This is a genomic window from Rhodococcus sp. IEGM 1302 (genome assembly GCF_030056935.1).
GTDB classification, from domain to species: Bacteria; Actinomycetota; Actinomycetes; order Mycobacteriales; family Mycobacteriaceae; genus Rhodococcus_F; species Rhodococcus_F qingshengii.
In genome coordinates, this window is sequence record NZ_JASHKY010000003.1 from 159,616 (window position 1) to 180,801 (window position 21,186).

At 63.5% G+C, this 21,186-nt stretch carries 18 protein-coding genes; 8 read left to right on the forward strand and 10 right to left on the reverse strand.

Annotated elements, in window-relative coordinates; genetic code table 11:
* Positions 1-251 precede the first annotated feature (251 nt).
* The 5 genes from QM609_RS07840 to proB all read left to right on the forward strand — a co-directional run bounded on the left by QM609_RS07840 (position 252) and on the right by proB (position 7,273).
* The gene (locus QM609_RS07840) at positions 252-3,500 is read left to right on the forward strand and encodes a translation initiation factor IF-2 N-terminal domain-containing protein (RefSeq protein ID WP_030536634.1); all 3,249 of its coding nucleotides are present in this window, start codon (positions 252-254) and stop codon (positions 3,498-3,500) included.
* A gap of 319 nt (positions 3,501-3,819) precedes the next feature.
* Positions 3,820-4,131, forward strand: a complete 312-nt coding sequence (rplU, locus tag QM609_RS07845) for a 50S ribosomal protein L21 (RefSeq protein WP_003944533.1) — start codon at positions 3,820-3,822, stop codon at positions 4,129-4,131.
* 42 nt (positions 4,132-4,173) lie between these two features.
* Complete coding sequence (rpmA, locus tag QM609_RS07850; RefSeq protein WP_003944532.1) at positions 4,174-4,443, forward strand: 50S ribosomal protein L27; 270 nt, start codon at positions 4,174-4,176, stop codon at positions 4,441-4,443.
* A 230-nt stretch (positions 4,444-4,673) separates the two neighbouring features.
* Positions 4,674-6,125: a GTPase ObgE gene (obgE, locus tag QM609_RS07855; protein ID WP_003944579.1), complete on the forward strand. Its 1,452-nt coding sequence runs from the start codon at positions 4,674-4,676 to the stop codon at positions 6,123-6,125.
* A 44-nt stretch (positions 6,126-6,169) separates the two neighbouring features.
* On the forward strand, positions 6,170-7,273 hold the full coding sequence (gene proB / locus QM609_RS07860) for a glutamate 5-kinase (protein ID WP_003944552.1): 1,104 nt from the start codon (positions 6,170-6,172) through the stop codon (positions 7,271-7,273).
* Here proB and QM609_RS07865 read toward each other — a convergent pair.
* Positions 7,246-8,103, reverse strand: coding sequence for an NAD-dependent protein deacetylase (locus tag QM609_RS07865; protein ID WP_042450219.1), 858 nt, complete (start codon positions 8,101-8,103; stop codon positions 7,246-7,248). The two genes, proB and QM609_RS07865, sit on opposite strands and share 28 nt — an antisense overlap.
* 50 nt (positions 8,104-8,153) lie before the next feature.
* Between QM609_RS07865 and QM609_RS07870 the strand changes: the two genes are divergently transcribed.
* Positions 8,154-8,675: a VOC family protein gene (locus tag QM609_RS07870; RefSeq protein ID WP_081305478.1), complete on the forward strand. Its 522-nt coding sequence runs from the start codon at positions 8,154-8,156 to the stop codon at positions 8,673-8,675.
* Between the two features lie 44 nt (positions 8,676-8,719).
* On the opposite strand, the gene QM609_RS07875 is transcribed toward QM609_RS07870, so the two are convergent.
* The 9 genes from QM609_RS07875 to QM609_RS07915 all read right to left on the reverse strand — a co-directional run bounded on the left by QM609_RS07875 (position 8,720) and on the right by QM609_RS07915 (position 18,744).
* Positions 8,720-9,652: a D-isomer specific 2-hydroxyacid dehydrogenase family protein gene (locus QM609_RS07875; protein ID WP_050654639.1), complete on the reverse strand. Its 933-nt coding sequence runs from the start codon at positions 9,650-9,652 to the stop codon at positions 8,720-8,722.
* Between the two features lie 9 nt (positions 9,653-9,661).
* Positions 9,662-10,060 carry an ectoine synthase gene (locus QM609_RS07880; RefSeq protein ID WP_003944463.1) on the reverse strand — a complete coding sequence of 133 codons (399 nt, stop codon included), beginning with the start codon at positions 10,058-10,060 and terminating at the stop codon, positions 9,662-9,664.
* A 15-nt stretch (positions 10,061-10,075) separates the two neighbouring features.
* A complete protein-coding gene (gene ectB, locus QM609_RS07885; protein ID WP_007731008.1) occupies positions 10,076-11,338 on the reverse strand; it encodes a diaminobutyrate--2-oxoglutarate transaminase in 1,263 nt (420 codons plus the stop codon).
* 48 nt (positions 11,339-11,386) lie between these two features.
* Entirely contained in the window at positions 11,387-11,902 is a 516-nt protein-coding gene (ectA, locus tag QM609_RS07890; RefSeq protein ID WP_003944572.1) for a diaminobutyrate acetyltransferase, read from the reverse strand.
* 160 nt (positions 11,903-12,062) lie between these two features.
* Complete coding sequence (locus QM609_RS07895; RefSeq protein ID WP_030536630.1) at positions 12,063-14,162, reverse strand: RecQ family ATP-dependent DNA helicase; 2,100 nt, start codon at positions 14,160-14,162, stop codon at positions 12,063-12,065.
* Positions 14,163-14,201: 39 nt separating this feature from the next.
* Entirely contained in the window at positions 14,202-15,023 is an 822-nt protein-coding gene (locus tag QM609_RS07900; protein WP_050654640.1) for a MerR family transcriptional regulator, read from the reverse strand.
* A 53-nt stretch (positions 15,024-15,076) separates the two neighbouring features.
* Positions 15,077-15,958, reverse strand: a complete 882-nt coding sequence (locus QM609_RS07905) for a ribokinase (protein ID WP_042450215.1) — start codon at positions 15,956-15,958, stop codon at positions 15,077-15,079.
* Positions 15,955-17,397, reverse strand: coding sequence for an MFS transporter (locus QM609_RS07910; RefSeq protein WP_003944479.1), 1,443 nt, complete (start codon positions 17,395-17,397; stop codon positions 15,955-15,957). The genes QM609_RS07905 and QM609_RS07910 overlap by 4 nt, the downstream gene beginning before the upstream one ends.
* A gap of 243 nt (positions 17,398-17,640) precedes the next feature.
* Complete coding sequence (locus QM609_RS07915; protein WP_042924054.1) at positions 17,641-18,744, reverse strand: NADH:flavin oxidoreductase/NADH oxidase; 1,104 nt, start codon at positions 18,742-18,744, stop codon at positions 17,641-17,643.
* A gap of 195 nt (positions 18,745-18,939) precedes the next feature.
* On the opposite strand from QM609_RS07915, the gene QM609_RS07920 reads away from it, so the two are divergent.
* Together QM609_RS07920 and QM609_RS07925 are read left to right on the forward strand one after the other, a co-directional pair.
* On the forward strand, positions 18,940-20,226 hold the full coding sequence (locus QM609_RS07920; protein WP_007731018.1) for a glutamate-5-semialdehyde dehydrogenase: 1,287 nt from the start codon (positions 18,940-18,942) through the stop codon (positions 20,224-20,226).
* 40 nt (positions 20,227-20,266) lie between these two features.
* Positions 20,267-21,178 (forward strand): AAA family ATPase, encoded by a 912-nt coding sequence (locus tag QM609_RS07925; protein ID WP_003944506.1) that lies wholly within the window; start codon positions 20,267-20,269, stop codon positions 21,176-21,178.
* The last annotated feature ends 8 nt before the right edge of the window (positions 21,179-21,186 follow it).

Below are 21,186 nucleotides of genomic sequence, written 5' to 3' on the forward strand. Positions count from 1 at the left end.
CTGCTCCAGGTCAACAGGAAATCCCTGGACCTCTGCACGCTGGATGATCAGGCGCTCGCGCACAGGACAACGGCCATCCAGCCAGGCACTTCATGTGCTCGCAGTGAATAACGGGCATTGCGGACCATGCGGAGCGAGACCTTACAATCTCGTACTCACTTCTGAGTGCGAGTACACACAGCACGCTCCCGCGTGGCCGCGTGACAACTCGACTTCTGGGTTGGACGCGCCCGGGGGCTGAGGAGACTTACGTGGCCGATCAATCCCCAACCGAATCAGATTCCAGCACCACCCCGGAATTTCCCGACAAGATGCGCGTACACGCGCTGGCGAAGTTGCTCGGCGTCACCAGCAAGCAGGTCCTTGCCGAAGCCGCAGCGCTCGGTACCGAATTGCGCAGCGCGCAGTCGAGTCTCCACCGTGACGTCGCTCAGCGGATTCATGCCTCGTTGACTTCCGCGGCCGAGGCCATCGAGCCCGTCGTCGCCGAGCTCGACACCCTCATCGACCCGGTTGTCGAGGCGCCGGTTGCCGAGGAGCCTGCTGCAGAAGCTCCCGTGGAGGCTGCTCCTGTTGCAGAGGCTCCGGCCGAGAAGCCTGTCAGGGCTCGTCGCACTCGCAAAAAGGTCGTCGTCGAAGAACCTGCAGCAGAAGAAACAGTGGATCCGGCTGTCGCCGAGATCAGCGCTGGACTCGACGCCGCAGCTGCGCTGCAGAGCAAGGAAGCCGAGCAGTCCGATCTGTTCACTTCCTTCGAGGCGCCGCAGACCCATCAGCCCGAGGTGGCTCCCGCCGCGCCGCAGGTCCCGCTGTTCCTGCAGCCGGATCTCGAAGCCGCCGAGGTAGCTCCGCGTCGCCGTCGCGCACGCCGCGAGCCTGCTGCACCGGCGGTCGTCGAAGAGAAGCAGACAACCGCGGAAGCCGAAACCGTCGTTCCCGAGGCAGCGCCGGTTGCAGTTCCTGCCGTCGAAGAGCCGGCTGTGACCGCACCGCAAACCGAGGGCGAGAGCGCCGAGTCCGAGGACGAGGACGACGATCAGCCGCGTCGCCGTCGTCGTGGACGCCGTGGACGTGGACGTGGTCGCGGTGAACAGGGTGGCGAGCAGGGTTCGGACGAAGAGTCGGATACCGCTACCGAATCGGAGCAGGAATCTGCCCCTGCGGCAGTCGAGAAGCAAACCGACGACGCTGCCGGCGAAGAATCCGGTGATAAGTCCGAGTCCACCGCTGATGCGGATTCCGAGAATGCCGACGATTCCGATCTCGATGCCGACGGATCGAGCCGCCGTCGCCGTCGTCGTCGTCGTCGCAAGACCGGCACCGACGGCGCCACCGACGCGACTGCGACGTCCGAGGACGATCCGCCGAACACCGTCGTTCACGAGCGCGAGCCGCGCAACAAGACCCGCGTCAAGGACGAGGTCCAGGGCATCAGTGGTTCGACACGTCTGGAAGCGAAGCGTCAGCGTCGCCGCGACGGTCGTGACGCCGGTCGTCGTCGTCCGCCGATTCTGACCGAGTCGGAGTTCCTCGCGCGTCGTGAGGCCGTCGATCGCGTCATGGTCGTGCGCGATCGGGCAGACAGCGGTCAGCCGCATGCGACTACACAGGTAGCAGTCCTCGAAGACGGAGTGCTGGTCGAGCACTTCGTCACCAACTCGGCGTCCGCGTCGATGGTCGGCAACGTGTACCTCGGACGTGTCCAGAACGTGCTCCCCAGCATGGAAGCTGCGTTCATCGACATCGGACGTGGCCGCAACGGTGTTCTCTACGCCGGTGAGGTCAACTGGGAGGCTGCCGGTCTCGGTGGCAACTCGCGCAAGATCGAGCAGGCTCTCAAGCCTGGCGATCAGGTGCTCGTTCAGGTCAGCAAGGATCCGGTCGGCCACAAGGGTGCTCGACTGACGACACAGATTTCGCTTGCCGGTCGTTTCCTCGTCTACGTGCCTGGTGGTACGTCCACGGGTATCAGCCGCAAGCTTCCGGACACCGAGCGCAAGCGTCTCAAGGAAATCTTGCGCGACATCGTGCCCGCCGACGCGGGCGTGATCATTCGCACGGCGTCCGAGGGGGTCAGCGAAGAAGAGTTGGCGCGCGACGTGACTCGTCTGCAGGCTCAGTGGGCCGGCATCGAGGAGCAGGCCGCGGCTGCGGACACCGGCAAGTCCGGCAACCCGCAGGCGTTGTACGAAGAGCCTGACATGCTGGTCAAGGTCATTCGTGATCTGTTCAACGAGGACTTCTCCAAGCTGGTCATCGAGGGCGAGAAGGCGCACACGACGGTCGAGAACTACATCAACTCCGTTGCGCCCGACCTGCTTCCGCGGCTCGAGAAGTACACGCCGAACAACGGTATCGACGTCTTCGCGGCTCGCCGTATCGACGAGCAGTTGGCCAAGGCACTCGATCGCAAGGTGTGGCTGCCGTCCGGCGGCACCCTGGTGATCGACCGCACCGAGGCCATGACCGTCGTCGACGTCAACACCGGCAAGTTCACCGGAGCCGGCGGAAACCTCGAAGAGACCGTCACCCGTAACAACCTCGAAGCGGCCGAGGAGATCGTTCGCCAGATGCGCCTGCGGGACATCGGCGGAATGATCGTCGTCGACTTCATCGACATGGTTCTCGAATCGAACCGGGACCTGGTCCTGCGTCGGCTCACCGAATGCCTGGGTCGCGATCGCACGCGCCATCAGGTGTCGGAGGTCACGTCACTCGGGCTCGTGCAGATGACGCGCAAGAAGTTGGGCACCGGATTGGTCGAGGCCTTCTCGACCACCTGTGAGCACTGCCACGGCCGCGGCATCATCGTCCATTCCGAGCCCGTCGAGGTGAAGTCCTCGGACGACGGAGGATCGCGTTCGGGCTCGCAGCGCAGTGATTCCGGTACCTCGCGCAAGAACAAGCGTGGCCGCGGAGACAAGTCGGCTTCGACCGAGTCCAACGGACAGGAAGCTCCGGCGCCGGAGGTTCCGGCCGTCGACGCGACGGTCAAGCGGGCTCATCCGGTGGCATTGGCGATGGCCTCGCATCACCACGACGACGACGAGACCGTCGCGGCCGACTCGACCGAGTCTGATTCCGCCGGTGTGTCTTCGGGGGACGATGCATCCAAAAGTGCCGATCGGCAACAAGATCGGCCGATCGATACTCCTGCTGCTGCTGAGCACCATGACGTTCCTGTTGTGGACTCTGCTGCGGAAGAAGTATCCGCAGTGGACAACGAGTCGGCCGCAGCTTCGACCGAAGCAGCTCCGCGCGGTCGTCGGCGTAGTCGCCGGGCGTCGCGGGCAGCGTCGGCACCGGTTGCCGAGGCAGCTCCCGAGGTGGGCACGGTCTTCGTGATTCCGACTCCGGAACCCGTGGTGGACGCGGTCGCGGAAAACGTTCCGGCTCCGGCCACCGAAGTTCCGGCCGAGGAAGAAGTTGTCGTCGTCAAGAGACCCCGTCGCAGGCGTGCAGCAGCACGTCCCGCAGGTCCTCCGGTAGACGGAGAGTAAGAACTACTGGCTTTCGGTCGGTTGGATGACTTCGCGATGAGCGAGGACATCCAACCGCTATCCGAAGTTTCAGCTGGTAGAAGCAGTACAGAGTAGTAAGCACCACCCCTCGGCGGGGCGGTTTGACCCTGACGGTTGCTTTCCCGTAACCTTGGAGGGTCGCCACCCGGCGGTAGAGATTCCGTGTGCCTAGAGTGCGCGTGAATGTCCCGGTACGTCAGTGCCGAGCCGAGGTGACATAAACCAGACCAGTCGCGATGCATTTGAAGCCTCAGGCAGCAGCGCGAGCAAGTTCGAAGAAGCAAGGGGTAGCCCTCCGATGGCAACGTACGCGATCGTCAAGACCGGCGGAAAGCAGTACAAGGTCGCTGTTGGTGACCTCGTCAAGGTCGAGAAGATCGAGGGTGAGCCCGGCACTGCTGTCTCGCTTGCTCCCGTTCTCGTGGTCGACGGATCTGACCTGACCACCGACGCGGCCAAGCTGGCCAAGGTCGCAGTCACCAGTGAGATCGTCGAGCACACCAAGGGCCCGAAGATCCGCATCCACAAGTTCAAGAACAAGACCGGTTACCACAAGCGTCAGGGCCACAGGCAGCCGATCACGGTGCTCAAGGTCACGGGCATCAAGTAACCAGTTCTTTCTAGCTAATTTCACCCGAGGAGGGTCAATAGCATGGCACATAAGAAGGGTGCATCCAGCTCCCGTAACGGTCGCGATTCAAACGCCCAGCGCCTCGGCGTGAAGCGCTTCGGCGGCCAGTCGGTCAGCGCAGGCGAAATCCTGGTTCGCCAGCGCGGCACGCACTTCCACCCCGGCGTCAACGTCGGCCGTGGCGGCGACGACACCCTGTTCGCTCTCGCTGCCGGTGCAGTCGAGTTCGGCCAGAAGCGTGGACGCAAGACCGTGAACATCGTTCCGGCCGTCGTTGCGGCTGAGGTCTAGTCTTTCTCGCTAGTTGTGCGTCATCGGTTCTACTTCGGTAAGCCGGTTCTGCTTTCGGTAAGAGAGTGACGCGTTCCAAGCTCCCGATAGGGGCGGACCAGGGTTGAAATAACCCGGTCCGCCCCTATCGTTTGTTTAGCAGTACCCGTTTTGCCCCGAGCAACCCTGCTCACCAGAAGTTCAGCTCATCGCGTGAGACCCGCAATTGACTGAGGAAGGATCCGGCAGTCATGTCCCGATTCATTGACCGTGTTGTGCTGCACGTCAGCGCTGGAAAAGGCGGCAATGGTTGCGCCTCCGTACACCGCGAGAAGTTCAAACCGCTCGGCGGTCCGGACGGTGCCAACGGAGGTCGCGGTGGCGACGTCATCCTCGTGGTCGACGAGAACATCCACACCCTCCTCGACTTTCACTTCCATCCCAACGCGAAGGCGACCAACGGCAAGCAGGGCGCCGGCAGCAACCGCGAGGGTGCAAACGGTGAAGACCTCATCCTCAAGGTTCCGGATGGAACTGTGGTTCTCGATACCGACGGCAACGTGCTTGCCGACCTCGTGGGAGTCGGTTCGCGCTTCGACGCCGCTCAGGGCGGCCGCGGCGGACTCGGCAACGCAGCGCTGGCGTCGAAAGCCCGCAAGGCTCCCGGTTTCGCACTCCTCGGTGAGGACGGTGTCGAGCGTGACCTGGTTCTCGAACTCAAGTCGGTAGCCGACGTCGGTCTGCTCGGATTTCCCTCTGCCGGTAAGTCTTCGCTGGTGTCCGTTCTCTCTGCGGCCAAGCCGAAGATCGCCGACTACCCCTTCACCACTCTGGTCCCCAACCTCGGCGTCGTCTCGAGCGGTGACACCACCTTCACCGTCGCCGACGTGCCCGGGCTGATCCCCGGTGCAAGCGAAGGCCGCGGTTTGGGCCTGGACTTCCTGCGCCACATCGAACGCTGCGCCGTATTGGCGCACGTGATCGACTGCGCCACCCTCGATCCGGGACGTGACCCGATATCCGACATCGACGCCCTGGAAGCAGAGCTGGCCGCGTACACGCCCGCGCTCTCCGGCGACTCGGGACTCGGTGACCTCGACAAGCGCCCGCGCGTCGTCATCCTCAACAAGACCGACGTTCCCGAGGCCGCCGAATTGGCCGAAATGGTCACGCCTGAGATCGAAGCTCGCGGATGGCCGGTCTTTACCATCTCAGCGGTGAGCCGAGAAGGATTGCGACCGTTGACATTCGCGCTGGCGAAGATGGTCCGCGACTACCGCGAAGCTCATCCGAAGCCCGAGCCGAAGCGCCAGGTCATTCGCCCGGTCAAGGTCAAGGATTCCAGCTTCACCATCGAGAAGGATCCCGATATTCCCGGTGGGTTCGTCGTCCGAGGCACCCGCCCGGAGCGGTGGATTCGTCAGACCGCCTTCGACAACGACGAGGCCGTTGGTTACCTCGCCGACCGTCTTGCTCGATTGGGCGTCGAGGACGCATTGGTCAAGAAGGGCGCTCAGCCAGGAGCTTCCGTCACCATCGGTGACGTCAGCTTCGAGTGGGAGCCGATGACGCCGGCCGGTATCGATCTGACCCGCACGGGCCGTGGAACCGACCCGCGTCTCGATCAGGTGGAGCGCATCGGCGCCGACGAGCGCAAGCACGCGCGTCGTGTCCGCCGCGGCTTGCTCGACGAAGACGCCTGACCCACGCGATTTCAGGACGAAAACCGAAGAGAGGGAACGGGACTGTGCTCGGGTCCACCAGGGAGTCGATAGCGTCGGCTCACAGTATCGTCGTGAAGATCGGGTCGTCTGCGCTCACCAGTCTGGTGGCGGGACTCGATACTCACCGACTCGATCTGTTGGCCGATGCCATCGAGGCTCGCATGCGTGCGGGTTCCGATGTCGTCGTTGTCTCGTCCGGTGCCGTCGGCGCCGGACTGGCGCCGCTGGGACTGACCAAGCGACCGCGGGATCTCGCGACCAAGCAGGCTGCGGCCAGCGTCGGTCAGTTGGCTCTGGCTCACGCCTGGGGTACGTCGTTCGCCCGTTACGGCCGTACCGTCGGGCAGGTTCTACTCACGGCTGACGACATCGCTCGACGGACGCAGCACCGCAACGCCCAACGGACACTCGATCGTCTACGGGCATTGCACGCGGTGGCGATCGTGAACGAGAACGACACCGTTGCCACCACCGAACTTCGATTCGGTGACAACGATCGGCTGGCTGCACTGGTTGCTCATCTGGTCGGCGCCGACGCGTTGATCCTGTTGTCGGATGTGGACGGACTGTACGACGGGGATCCCCGAAAGGGCGATGCCACACTGATTCCCGAGGTCAACAGTCCCGAGGATCTCGACGGTGTGGTTGCCGGTTCGGGTGGCGCCCTCGGTACCGGAGGCATGGCGTCGAAGCTCTCAGCAGCACGCCTGGCCGCTGATTCCGGCGTGCCGGTTCTGCTCGCGGCAGCATCGGACGCTGCGCAGGCACTCAGTGGTGCCGATGTCGGAACGGCATTTGCGCCCCGGCCGACGCGATTGTCGGCCCGCCGATTCTGGGTTCGTCACGCCGCTGACACATCGGGTGACCTCCACCTCGACGAAGGCGCCGTCCGCGCGGTCGTGTCCAAGCGTCGAAGCCTGCTGTCCGCTGGCATCGTCGGTGTATCCGGTGACTTCCACGCCGGCGACGTCGTGTCCCTGATGGGGCCGGGGGAGAAGCCCGTCGCCCGGGGTGTCGTTGCGTTCGACGCTGCGGAGATCGAGGAGATCCTGGGGCGCTCCACCACCGATCTACCGGCCGACATGCAGCGTCCTGTGGTTCACGCGGACGACTTGGTGGCGCTGTAGCTTTCGTGCTCGACGAGGGCGGAAAGTGCTTCAGCGCAACCGACTTCGAGCTTGAGGTCGGCGAATTCGTCGCCGCGAGTCGTGCCTCGATTGACGATGGCGATCGGCTTCCCGGTCTTGGCGGCATGCCGGACGAAACGTAGGCCGGACATCACGGTCAACGACGACCCGGCTACCAACAGTGCGTCGGATTGGTCGACGAGGCTGTACGCACGGGCGACGCGTTCCTTGGGGACGGATTCGCCGAAGTAGACGATGTCCGGTTTGAGTAAGCCACCGCACACGGCGCAATCCACGACGCGAAAGTGTGCGGTGGATTCGATCACGGCATCTGCGTCGGGTGCGATTTCGACTCCTGTTGCAGCAGCGACTGTTTCGGCGAATCCAGGATTGGCTTCTTCCAGTCTCTCCGCGAGAGTGGTACGGGAGATCAGCCGCTGGCAGCTCAGGCATCGAACCTGCGCGTAGGTGCCGTGGAGGTCGATGACGTTTCGCGCGCCGGCCTTGGTGTGCAGGAGGTCGACGTTCTGGGTGATCACGCCGACGGCTCGCCCTGTTCGTTCCAGTGCCGCGACGGCCCGGTGGCCCTGGTTGGGGCGGGAGCTGTCCATGTATCGCCAGCCGATGTGGTTGCGCGCCCAGTAGTGCCGCCGAAACGCCGGATCGCCGATGAACTGCTGGAACGTCATCGGATTGCGCGGTGGCGAATCAGGGCCGCGGTAGTCCGGGATTCCGGAGTCTGTCGAGATGCCGGCGCCTGTCAGAACTGCCAGGCGACGGCCGGCCAGGAGCTCGGGGAGGGCGTCGAGGCGGCTGTTGTCGGTAGGCACCGTTCCAGGATAGGCGCGTGTGCGAGACGGAGGCGCGGAGGAAGTCCGAAATGTTCAATAGAACACGTGTGCGATCGCCAATACTCGTACACATGAACACAGTGAACCCGATCCCTGCTGGTTACCGCACGATCACTCCCTACCTTGCGGTGCCGGACGGCCATGCCGCACTCGACTACTACAAACGAGCACTTGGAGCTGAGATAGTCGATGCGATGAACGCACCTGACGGCTCCCTCATGCATGCGGAGATCCGGATCGGCGATTCGATGCTGCAGCTTTCGCAGGAGATGCCGGACTTCGGTCTCAAATCACCGCAGGACGGCTGGGTGCATTCGTCGATCGTCGTCTACACCGAGGACACGGACGAGTTTGTCGCTCGGGCAGTCGCCGAGGGAGGCACGCTGGTCACGGCTGTGGCCGATACATTTTCGGGCGACCGGCATGGAGTGTTTCTCGATCCGTTCGGCCACAGGTGGGCAGTATGCACGAAGGTCGAGGATGTACCTGCCGAAGAGGTCGCTCGCCGGGCGCGGGCGCTTTTCTTTCCGGAGACGCAGTCGTCACAGTAATTTGTGGCAACCGTCGTCCGAGCATTCGAGCTTCGGCGGCGTGCTCAGTATCCGGCTACGGGGTCCACGAGGGCAGCCAGCGCCTCACCCTTCGCGAAGCGGGTCACGTTCTTGGAGACGTGATCCGCGAACGCGGCGGGGCGAACGCCTGGCGGATTGGAATCGTGGGGTGTGATGATCGCATTCGTCAGATCCCACAGTGGGTGACCGTCCGGGAGGGGTTCGGGATCGGTGACGTCGAGACCGGCGCCGCCGATCTGTTCCGACTCGATGGCCTCGACCAGTGCGTCGGTGTCGACCAGTGATCCGCGCGCGACATTGATCACCCAGGAATGGGGTTGCATCGCCGCCAACTGCGCACGGCCCACGAGGTGACGGGTGGCCGGGGTGGCGGGCGCAGCAATCACGAAGTGATCTGCGCGAGAATAGATTTCATCCATCCTGGATGCGGGGTGCGTCGAGATCGCCCCGGGGACCGGGCTACCGGAACGATTGACTGCGATGCTGTCCGCCCCCTGCGCGGCCAGCATCGGAATCAGCGCGCGGCCGATACCGCCTGCGCCGATGATCGCAACCGTCGAGCCACGAAGGGTGCCGATCTTGGGAAAGAACTCGAACTGACGCCACGTTCGAGCCTCGATGTGTGCAGGCAAGTGGCGAACTCCGGCCAAGAGAAGCATGAGTGCATGCTCGGCCACCGACGCCGAAAACGCACCGGCCGCCGAGGTCCACGTGATTTCTGTGTCCCTCGGAATCACACCGGAGTCGAACCAATCCTCGATTCCCGCCGACGGAAGCTGCACCCACCTGACCGACGCCGGTAACTCCGACGGAAAGGTCTCGGGTGAGCCCGCCCAGATCAGGGCGTCCGCAGTGTCGATCGGACTGATCAGACCACCGCCCCGAAGCACCGCGCTGTCGAGCAGTGCATCGGGGACGGGGCCGATCGCTACGCGTGGAGAGGTGTCAGTCGCCATGACTAGACGCTACGCGGGGACCTCCACCAGTGGGTAGACACCGTTCTCGTCGTGCACCTCACGCCCGGTGACCGGCGGATTGAACACGCACAGCATGCGCATCTGCGTGTCCGGCTCGACGCGGTGACGCTCGTGGCCGTTGAGCAGGTACATCGACCCCGGTGCGAGATCGTATTCCTTGTTGTTGTCGAGGTCGATCAGCTTGCCGGTGCCCTCGACGAGCCAGACAGCCTCGACGTGGTTGGCGTAATGGAACTCGTTGACCGAACCCGCCTTGATGGTGGTCTCGTGGAACGAGAACCCGACGCGGTCGCCGCCGAGGACGATGCGCTTGCTGCGCCAGTTTCCGTCCTCACTCGTGATGTCGCGGTCGGTGTCGGTGATCTCGGTGGTGGTGCGAACGATCATGGGAGAGTCCTTCCTCTAGCTGCAGACCTTGAGTGTCGCCTCGGCCAGGATGGAGAGGCCGTGCTCGAGCTCGTCGTCGGTAATCGTCAGTGCGGGAAGCAGTTTCACAACCTGGTCGGAGGGTCCGGAGGTCTCGGCGAGCAATCCCTCGTCGAATGCCAACTGGCAGACCTTGCCGGCGCGCTCGGGCTGTTCGAACACGAGGCCCTGAACCAAGCCACGCCCGCGGTGCGAGACCTCGCCGGGGAACTGATCGGAGAGGTTGGCGAAGCATTCGCTGATGCGTGCGCCCTTCTTCAACGTCGTCTTGGTGAGTGCGTCGTCGGACCAGTAGTGGTCGAGTGCCACCTTGGAGGTGACGAACGCCGGGTTGTTGCCGCGGAAGGTGCCGTTGTGCTCGCCCGGTCCCCAGACGTCGAGTTCACGCTTGAACAGCGTGAGCGCCATCGGCATTCCGTAGCCGCTGATCGACTTGGACAACGTGACGATGTCGGGAACGATTCCGGCCTCTTCGAAGGAGAAGAACGGGCCGGTACGGCCGCAACCCATCTGGACGTCGTCGACGATCAACAGGATTCCGCGATCCGAGCACAGTGTTGCCAGCGCCCGAAGCCATTCGGGGCGAGCGACATTGACGCCACCTTCACCCTGCACGGTTTCGACGATCACTGCCGCGGGGCGGTTGATTCCACTGCCGGAATCATCGAGAACGCGGGAGAACCACTGGAAGTCTTCGGTGACGCCGTCGAAGTAGTTGTCGAAGGGCATCGGTGTCGTGTGCACGAGGGGGACACCGGCGCCCGCGCGCTTCATCGAGTTGCCGGTCACGGAGAGTGCACCAAGTGTCATCCCGTGAAATGCGTTGGTGAAGTTGATGACTGCCGAACGTCCGGTGACCTTGCGGGCCAGCTTCAGTGCAGCCTCGACGGTGTTCGATCCGGTCGGGCCGGGGAACTGGACCTTGTAGTCCAGGCCGCGCGGCTCGAGGATGTTGCGCTGAAAGGTCTCGAGGAACTCACGCTTGGCGACTGTCGACATGTCGAGACCGTGCGTGATGCCGTCGCTCATGATGTAGTCGACCAGTGCGGACTTGAGCACCGGGTTGTTGTGGCCGTAGTTGAGGGCGCCGGCACCGGCGAAGAAATCGAGGTAGTCGCGCCCGTTCTCGTCACGAATCCAGGATCCGGATGCGCTGGTGAACACTGCGGGCCAGTCACGGCAGTAGCTGCGAACCTCGGACTCGAGGGTTTCAAAAATGCTTGCTTCGTTGATATTCATATCTTCTTTGTTCCTCCGGGGCATGCTGTATGCCGAGCGCGAAGTGCGCTAGGCGCCGATCGTGTAAAGATCTTCGGCTTCGTGTCCATCGGGAAAATCGTTGGGCGAGAACAAGGTCTGCCTGGTTATCGGTACTTCGCGCCGACGTGCGAGCGCGGTGAAGAGTGCGATCGAAGCCTCGTTGTCGGGGCTGATCGTGGTCTCCAGATGTGTAACACCCAGTGGGGCAGTGCGATCCATCAAGTCGGACAGCATGCGGGCAGCAATTGCCTTGCCGCGCTGGTCTTCGTCGACCGCAACTTGCCACACGAACAGGGTTTCCTGCGCGCTGGGACGGGTATAACCGGAAACGAATCCGACTACGCGGCCGTCTACCTCCGCGACGATGGACGTCGCGCTGAAATCCCTGCACCACAACAGGTATGCATAACTCGAATTGAGGTCGAGCACCTTCGAATCACGTGCGATCTCCCAGAGCCGGACTCCGTCATCGATCTGTGGGCTTCTGAACAACACCGCGTCCGGCGCGGTGGTCGGGATAGCTCTCGTATCAACAGGCTTCATCGGTCATCTGAACGTAACAATCATTGCTGTCGAAGTCATGCAGATGTCCGTTTCGGGCCGTGTGGAACCCGTTGCGCCCCAGGTGAGGACATGAATGTGATGGTGCTCACATTATGTAACTTTTGCCGTTGTCGGAGCGACTATTTCGGGCAAAAACTCGCTATTTCGGGCTTGCGAGCGCCAACGGAAGTACAGAGTGAGCACCAGCCTGTCGAAGTGCGCGCGCGGCCATCGTGAAAGTCCAACCGGTATCGGCGATTGCGTCGACAAGAAGTATTGGTCCCTGATGGATACTCATGTCCGGGACTTCCCAAACATCGACCAGTCCGGACACGCGGTAGGCGGAGTTCGCTGCCGACACCGGAGGGTGGTCGGGTCGCAAGCGAAGGGTGCCCAGGTCGGTCAATCGCCCGACCTCGGCCAACTTGGCAGCCAGGCTCGACACCAACAAAGGATGCGTCGTGGATTCGAGGGCCATGACGCCGGTGGGTCGCTCGGCCCAATTCCAGGCGGCCAGAACGCTGATACACGCGCTGACCACCGCATCGGGTACCTCGGCGTCGGGACCGTCGAAAAGCGCGCGGAGACGTTGACCCCAGCCCAGGTCCGACATCCGTCCGAGAATGCGCCCGGTTTCGGGCCCCTCGGTGATCTTCCCGGACAGCTTGACGCCCAGCTTGCTCAGGCCGGTCGGCCACATCTTGCGCGGCTCCAGGTCGAATCCGGGGCGCTGCAAGCGCGCCCGAGTCTCGTCGAGGGCGGCGGTGTCGACAGTGGTGTCGTAGCGATTGCCTGTGCAGTTGTCACAGCGACCGCACTGTGAGTTCTCCGAGGTCAGACCAGGATCGTCGAGTTGTTCACGCAGGAAGGTCATTCGACACGTCGTGATGCTCTGGTACTCGACCATTGCGGCCTGCTCGGCCTGGCGAGCGTCGTCGAGTCGGCCGTAGCGCTCGGCGTCGTACACCCAGGGTTCGCCGGTGCTGATCCACCCGCCCTTGACGCGTTTGACCGCGCCGTCGACGTCGAGGACTTTGAGGACCATCTCGAGACGCGTGCGATTGAGCTCCACCAGAGGTTCGAGTGCCGGTGTCGACGTGGCCTTTTCGGTATCGAGGTGTTCGATGACGCTGCGGACCAGGTGCTCGCGGGGGAAGGCGACCGAGGCGAAGTAACTCCAGATCTGCTTGTCCTCGGCGCCAGGCAGGAGGATCACGTCTGCCCTGTCGGTGGAACGACCGGCGCGGCCCACCTGCTGGTAGTACGAGATCGGCGACGACGGTGCGCCGAGGTGGACGACGAACCCGAGATCAGGCTTGTCGAAGCCCATCCCGAGTGCCGAGGTGGCCACCAGAGCCTTGACGCGATTACCCAACAAGTCCTGCTCGAGAGATTCACGTTCAGTGGGATCGGTCTGGCCCGTGTAGGCGGCGACGGTATGGCCGCGCTCGGAGAGCAGGCTTGCGAGGTCGCGCGCGGCCGAAACCGTCAGCGTGTAGATGATGCCCGAACCCGGCAGCGTCTCGAGCATGTCGGCAAGCCAGGCAGCGCGCGCCGTCGCCTCCGGAATGTGGACTACAGAGAGGTGAAGCGATTCGCGTTCGAGCCCGCCGCGAAGGACGAGGGTTTCCTCACCGCCGACGCCGAGTTGGGCGGACACGTCCTCGACGACGCGGTTGTTGGCCGTCGCCGTGGTTGCGAGGACGGGAATGCCCTCGCCGAGTTCGGCGATCAAGGTCCTGATGCGGCGGTAGTCGGGACGGAAGTCGTGGCCCCAGTCGGAAACGCAGTGAGCCTCGTCGACTACGACCAGGCCGGCATCAGCTGCCAGGGCCGGGAGCACCTGATCGCGGAAGTCAGGGTTGTTCAGGCGCTCGGGGCTGACCAGAAGGACGTCGAGATCATTGGCTGCGACGCGGGCATGGATGTCGTCCCATTCGGTGACGTTGCCCGAATTGATGGTTGCGGCGCGCACTCCGGCACGTTCGGCAGAACTGACCTGGTTTCGCATCAGGGCCAACAACGGAGAGACGATGACGGTGGGGCCGTGGCCCGTTGCCCGGAGCAGCTTCGCCGAGATGAAGTAGACCGCAGATTTGCCCCAGCCGGTCCGCTGTACGACGAGCGCGCGTTTGCGCTGCACCACCAGCGCCTCGATGGCCGTCCACTGGTCCTCGCGTAGGCGGGCATCCGGCCCCGCGAGTTCGCGGAGCAGCCGCTCGGCTTCGTCGCGCATGGCTGGGGCAGTGGCGGTGGTCATGGACCCCATGGTGCACGACCCTGCCGACACGTGCGGGCTTCAGGCCTTGGCAACAGGTTCCTGCAGTTCGGTGACCCAGAAGTCGACATCCTCCGGGCACGCCAGCGTCACCTCACGGCTGGGGCCGGCATTGCGGTATCCCGCTGCGTCGATCCATTGGGCCAACGCCTGATAAGCGGGCAGGCAGTTGTCCATCGAACCCTTGTGCAGCAGCGAGGCCACGTGCTCTTCGGCCCGCAGGTCCACCACAGCGAACTCGTAGTCGCCATCGGGATTCGCGTCTACCGGTAGCGCCGCATGGACGACGACGTTCTCGTCGTCACCGGCATCCTCGTAGTAAGCGACAGCGGGTCCGATCGCGGCGATACCGGCACGATCCAAACCGGTACAAAGGCGCTCGTACAACCCGCGAACCACCGGGCCGATCGACGACGGATCCATCGTCTTGGCGGTACCGGTCAACTCCGCGACCCGCAGCGCCGGAACTGACTTGATCACAACCTCGTATGCGGACATCTGTCCCTCACTTTCGATGATCCGTAGGCGCGCCTGTACATGCGCCAGTCGCGCGGTGTCTTCCTGGATTCGGGTTTCGAGTTCTGCTCGGCGAAGCGTGAGCATCCCGCGGATCTCGTCGACGGTGACCGCCGACTCCACCACTTGCTGGACCTGGGCCAGAGTCAGGCCCAACTCCTTGAGAGCGACGATGCGGTTGAGCAGCGCCAACTGGCCCGCGGTGTACGAGCGATACCCGGTGGATGCGTCGACCCTCGCGGGTCTGAGCAGACCGATGGCGTCGTAGTGGCGGAGCATGCGCACCGACACACGACCTGCTCTCGCGAAGTCTCCGATGCTCAACATCCTTGCTCGCCCCGTTTCTCTCTCACAAACCCGATACCTACAGGTTGACGACCTCACACGGTGTCAGAGTCAAGCTGTCGGTTCAGGACTTTTTCGATCGCAGCGCGAGTGGGTGACGACACCGACGCGCCGCGGACCGTCGTCGCCAGACTTCCCGCCGTGGCAGCGAACTGCAGGGCGCGGTCCTGGCCCTGCACCCACTCCACGGCGAAGGCGCCGGTGAAAGCATCGCCTGCGCCAGTTGTATCCACGGGTGTCACGGCCGGGGAGTCGGCGTGGATTGTCTCCTCGCCCGACCGGAGATCCGCGCCGCCGGCCCCGAGCGTCGTGACGAGGTATCGGACGCGACCGGTGACCGCGGCCAACTGCTCCGACTCGGTCTGGTTGACGATCAGGATGTCGACAGACTCGATCAGGGCGCCCGGAAGGTCTTGTACCGGCGAAGGATTGAGGATGACAGTTGTTCCGTTGGCACGCGCGTGCCGGGCCGCTGCGGTGACCGTGTCGAGGGGTATTTCGAGTTGGCACAGTAGAACGTCGGCGTGTGCGATCGCGTCGAGGTCTGCTTCTGACAACGAGGTGACCGAGGAATTGGCGCCCGGGACGACGATGATGTTGTTCTCCGCGTCCTCGCTCACGGTGATGGCGGCAACGCCACTCGGGCCGTCGACACTACGAAGCAACGCGGTGTCGACCCCGGCGTCTTGCAGGGTCTCGCGCAATTGGGTGCCGAAACCGTCGTCGCCGACCGCGCCGACGAACGACACGTCCCCACCGGCTTTCGCGGCGGCGATGGCCTGGTTGCTGCCTTTGCCTCCCGCCGCGGTGGCAAAGGCAGTGCCGAGCAGCGTTTCTCCCGGAGCTGGGAATCTGGATACTGACGTGGTCAGATCCATGTTGATACTGCCGACGACGACGATTCGAGGCGTGCTCATACCTCGAGGTTATCGGCCTTCATTCTCTTTCGACGAACCTTGCGGATGATCCGACGTGCTTCCTCGTCGGTGGCGACGGAGGGCGGAGAGCCGTCGAGTGGCTTGCGTGCGGTCTCGGGGATCATCAGGACTGCGATACCGCCGATCACGGCGGCGATCATCATGTACATCGGTGCGACCAAGTTGCTGCCCGTTGCACTTTCGAGGGCGGTGAGCACCAGGGGAGTGGTCCCGCCGAAGATGGAGACCGCGAGGTTGTATCCGATTGCCAAGCCGCCGTACCTGATTCCGGTCGGAAAGAGTGCGGGAAGCACGGACGGGAACACACCGACGAACAGCAGGAGCAAGCCGCCGAGAATTGCGAGTCCCAGGAAGACCGTCACGTAGTTGCCGACGCCGATCAGAAGGTAGGCAGGCAGGGACAGGACGAAGAATCCGATGAAACCGCTGAGCAGCAAGGGTTTACGCCCGACGCGGTCCGAGAACTTTCCGACGTAGCTGATTCCCATCATCATCACGATCATGACGATGATCATCAGAACGAGTCCGTGGGATTCGTCGTAACCCAACGTGTTGGTCAGATACGTCGGCATGTAGCTGAGCAGTCCGTAGTGAGCGATGTTGTACGTGGCCACCAGGACGATGCACAGAACAAGCGGACGCCAGTTGTCGACGAGAGTTTCGCGTAGTTTCTTGCCTGTGGATTCATCTGCGAGGGAGCGCTCTTCGGCCTGCTCCATCATCTGGAATGCGGGGGTTTCCTCCAAACGCAGACGGAGGTACAGGCCGATGAGACCCAGAGGTCCGGCAATGAGGAAGGGGATGCGCCAGCCCCACTGGAGTAGGTCCTCGGCACTGACGACGGTCTGGATGATCGTCACGATGCCCGCTGCCGCCACATATCCTGCCAGAGTCCCGAATTCGAGGAAGCTGGCGAAGAAACCGCGGCGCTTGTCCGGTGCGTATTCGGCGACGAACGTACTGGCTCCGCCGTATTCGCCGCCGGTGGAAAAGCCCTGCAGTAGGCGTAGGAGTACCAGCAGGATCGGGGCGGCGATACCGATGGATTCGTAGCTCGGGATGAGGCCGATGGCGAAGGTGCTGCCCGCCATCAGAATGATGGTGGTGGCCAGGACTTTCTTGCGTCCGATGCGGTCACCGAGTGGACCGAAGAACAATCCGCCGAGTGGGCGGACGATGAAGGCTGCCGCAAAAATTGCAAAGGTAGAGAGGAGTTGAGCGCTGCCGCTCGCGTCCGGGAAGAACACTTTTCCTATAGTGGTAGCTAGATATGCGTAAACGCCGAAATCGAACCACTCCATGGCATTTCCGAGCATCGTTGCCTTGACAGCGCGCTTGACGGACGCATTGTCGGTGACGCAGACATCGGGTGATTCGGCCACTTCGAGAGCGCTTATCGAGTTCTCTGGTGTAGTCATGACATGCGCTCCCCAGCGCAATCATCGAACCGAGCGGGGCACGTACCTGATGCACGCATCTTTTCGTTGCCCACTCGCCGATGAGCCGGTCGGGAAATCGAGCGTCCGCGTGCCCTGTGGCTCGTTGCGACCCCCGTCGCACGGCTCTGGCCCGCGGCAGTGTCCGGAGCCCACAGGGCTCCGGACTACCGGCAAGTAAGACGCTTACGCTATCAAAGTTGTGCGCGGGAGCCGATTTTCGGGCTAGAAGGCGCGGGCGTACTGCGACGGGATATGCGGTCCTACCTCGGCGTTCAGTTCACGGGCCGCCCGGCGCGCCCAGTAGGGATCACGCAACAGTTCGCGGCCGAGGAGCACCGCCACTGCGCTTCCGTCTTCGACGATCTTCTCGGCCTGTTCGGGTTCGGTGATGAGGCCGACGGCGGCGGCCGGTAGCAGGCTCTCGTTCTGCAGGCGACGGGCGAACGGAACCTGGTATCCCGGCTCCACCGGAATCTTGGCCGCCGGTGAATTACCGCCGGTGGACACGTCGACGAGATCGACGCCGTAGTCGGAGAGGATGTTGGCGAGGGCAACGGTCTGATCCGCGGTCCAGCTGTCGACCTCGAGCCCACGCTCTTCCGTCAGCCAATCGGTCGCCGAGACCCGGACGAAGAGCGGTAGCTCGGCCGGCCACACCTCGCGGACTGCGCTCAGGATTTCGAGGAGCAATCGGATGCGGTTCTCGAAGCTGCCTCCGTAGCGGTCCGTTCGCTTGTTGCTCTCGGGGGAGAGGAACTGATGGATCAGGTATCCGTGGGCCGCGTGAATTTCCACGACCTTGAATTCGGCCTTCAATGCGCGGGTAGCCGCCGCTGCGAAGTCCGCGACGACCTTCTCGATGCCCTCCGTGGTGAGCTCGACCGGATCGGCAAGGTGACCGAACGGAACCGCGCTCGGGGCAACCGTCTGCCACGAGAGTCGGTCGTCGGCGGGCAGACTCTTGCCGCCGCGCCACGGAACCTGCGTCGACGCTTTGCGTCCGGCGTGGGCCAGCTGAATTCCGGGCACTGCGCCGAAGTACGCGAGTTGCGCGTTGATCTCGGCGAAGGCTTGCGCCTGCGTGTCGTTCCAGATCCCCAGATCAGCTGCCGATATGCGGCCTTCGGGATTGACGGCCGTCGCCTCGGTGAGAATCAGGCCGGTGCCGCCGATTGCACGGCTCACCAGATGCGTGCGATGCCACTCGTTGGGCACTCCGACCTGGTCGCCGATGACGTCAGCGGAGTACTGGCACATCGGTGCCATCCAGACGCGGTTCGGGATGGTGACGCCGCGCAGGGTCAAAGGCTCGAACAACACACTCACGGATGGCTCCTGACTCGAAGAAGAAGGTCGGTGGGTGCAACAGTGTCGCGCGCCGGAATTGTTCCCCGGCGGTCCGCCGAAATGTCCGCAGGCGGTCCGCCGAAATGTTCGCAGGCGGTCCGCCGGAATGGTCCCGGGTGGTCACAGCCTCGTTCCGCCGAGCAGGCCGTCACGGTGGGTGGTTAATGTGTATTCATGACCGCTGTGACTTCCAACGCAGAAACCGTCGACTCGAACGCGTCCGACACCAAGTCCGTCGTGCACGACGCCGCACGCCGAGCCCGTAAGGCTTCGCGCGTCCTGGCTCTGCTGACCACCGCGCAGAAGGATGCTGCGCTCAACGCCGCAGCCGACGCGGTACTCGCGGCAAGTGATCGGATTCTCGCGGCCAACGCTCTCGATATCGACACCGCGAAGGCGGGCGGCACCGAGGAATCGCTGCTCGACCGTCTTCGTCTGACCGCTGACCGGATCGAGGGCATCGCGTCGGGTTTGCGTCAGGTTGCCGGACTACCCGATCCGATCGGTGAAGTGCTTCGTGGATCCACTCTGCCGAACGGTTTGGAACTACGTCAGCAGCGCGTTCCGCTCGGTGTCGTCGGCATGGTCTACGAGGCTCGCCCCAATGTTACCGTCGACGCTTTCGGGCTGACTCTCAAGTCGGGAAATGCTGCGCTGCTTCGTGGTTCGTCCTCGGCAGTCAAGTCCAACGAAGCGTTGGTGGAGGCGCTACGCGCGTCGTTGGTTGCTCAGGGGCTCCCCGAGGACTCCGTTCAACTTCTGCCGAGTGCGGATCGTTCGACGGTCACGCACCTCATCCAGGCCCGCGGCCTCGTCGACGTCGTCATCCCGCGCGGCGGTGCCGGCTTGATCAGCGCCGTCGTGCGTGATGCCACCGTGCCCACCATCGAGACCGGTGTCGGTAACTGCCACGTCTATGTTCACTCGGCCGCCGATCTACTGATGGCCGAGAAGATTCTTCTCAACTCCAAAACCCGTCGGCCCAGTGTCTGCAATACAGCCGAAACCGTCCTGGTCGACGCTGCGATCGCCGAGACTGCCGTGCCGAAGCTGCTCCAAGCGCTCCAGATGCACGACGTCGTCGTGCACGGTGATCTGCCGGGACTGGTTCCCGCGACCGAGGACGACTGGTCGAAGGAATACCTCACCCTCGACGTCGCCCTCAAGGTCGTCAAGGACCTGGACGCTGCCGTCGAGCACATCGACCAGTACGGGACCGGCCACACCGAAGCCATCGTGACGTCCGATCTCTCGGCTGCCCGCGAGTTCACCGCTCGAGTCGACGCTGCGGCAGTGATGGTCAATGCGTCGACTGCCTTCACCGACGGTGAGCAGTTCGGGTTCGGCGCCGAGATCGGCATCTCCACCCAGAAACTGCACGCGCGTGGCCCCATGGGGCTACCGGAACTGACGTCCACCAAGTGGATCGTCTGGGGCGACGGGCATACCCGACCCGCCTGAAAAGTTCACCAGACTTGCCCCACCTCTCAAGGAGTTAACCGTGGACCGAGCACTTCCCGACACGACGCCGTTCTTCTCGACCGTCGACGACGTGATCGAACGGCTGGCCGAAACTGGCTATCTGTCCGACAAGGCCACCGCGACGGCAGTCTTCCTGGCCGATCGTCTGGGCAAGCCGCTGCTCATCGAGGGCCCGGCCGGTGTCGGAAAGACGGAACTCGCCCGCGCAGTCGCCCAGACCACGGGCGCAGAACTGGTGCGTCTGCAGTGCTACGAGGGCGTCGACGAGGCTCGTGCGCTGTACGAGTGGAACCACGCGAAGCAGATTCTTCGGATTCAGTCGGGCGGGGCGAGCGGAGCGAGGGGTGATGTCGCGGTCGACCACAGCTGGGATTCGACGAAGGCGGATGTGTTCTCGGAGGAGTTCCTGCTCGCTCGTCCACTGCTCAAGGCCATTCGCCGCGAGGACCCGACGGTGCTGTTGATCGACGAGACGGACAAGGCCGACGTCGAGATCGAAGGTCTGCTCCTCGAAGTGCTCAGCGACTTCGCGGTCACGATCCCCGAGCTCGGAACCATTACCGCCACCCGCAAGCCGTTCACGGTGTTGACCTCGAATGCCACTCGCGAACTCTCGGAGGCTCTGAAGCGTCGTTGCCTCTTCCTGCATCTCGACTTCCCGGACGCCGACCTCGAGCGTCGCATCCTCGCAAGCCGCGTGCCGGAGCTTCCTGAAGCGATTGCCGAGCAGCTGGTCAACACCATTCGTGTTCTTCGCGGAATGCAGCTCAAGAAGGTCCCTTCGGTATCCGAGACCATAGACTGGGGACGCACCCTTCTTGCTCTGGGCATGGACACTCTCGACGACGATGCCGTTCGCGCCACGCTCGGCGTGATCCTCAAGCACCAGTCGGACCAGGTGCGTGCCGCCGCTGAACTTCGGCTGAACTGAGGTCTGAC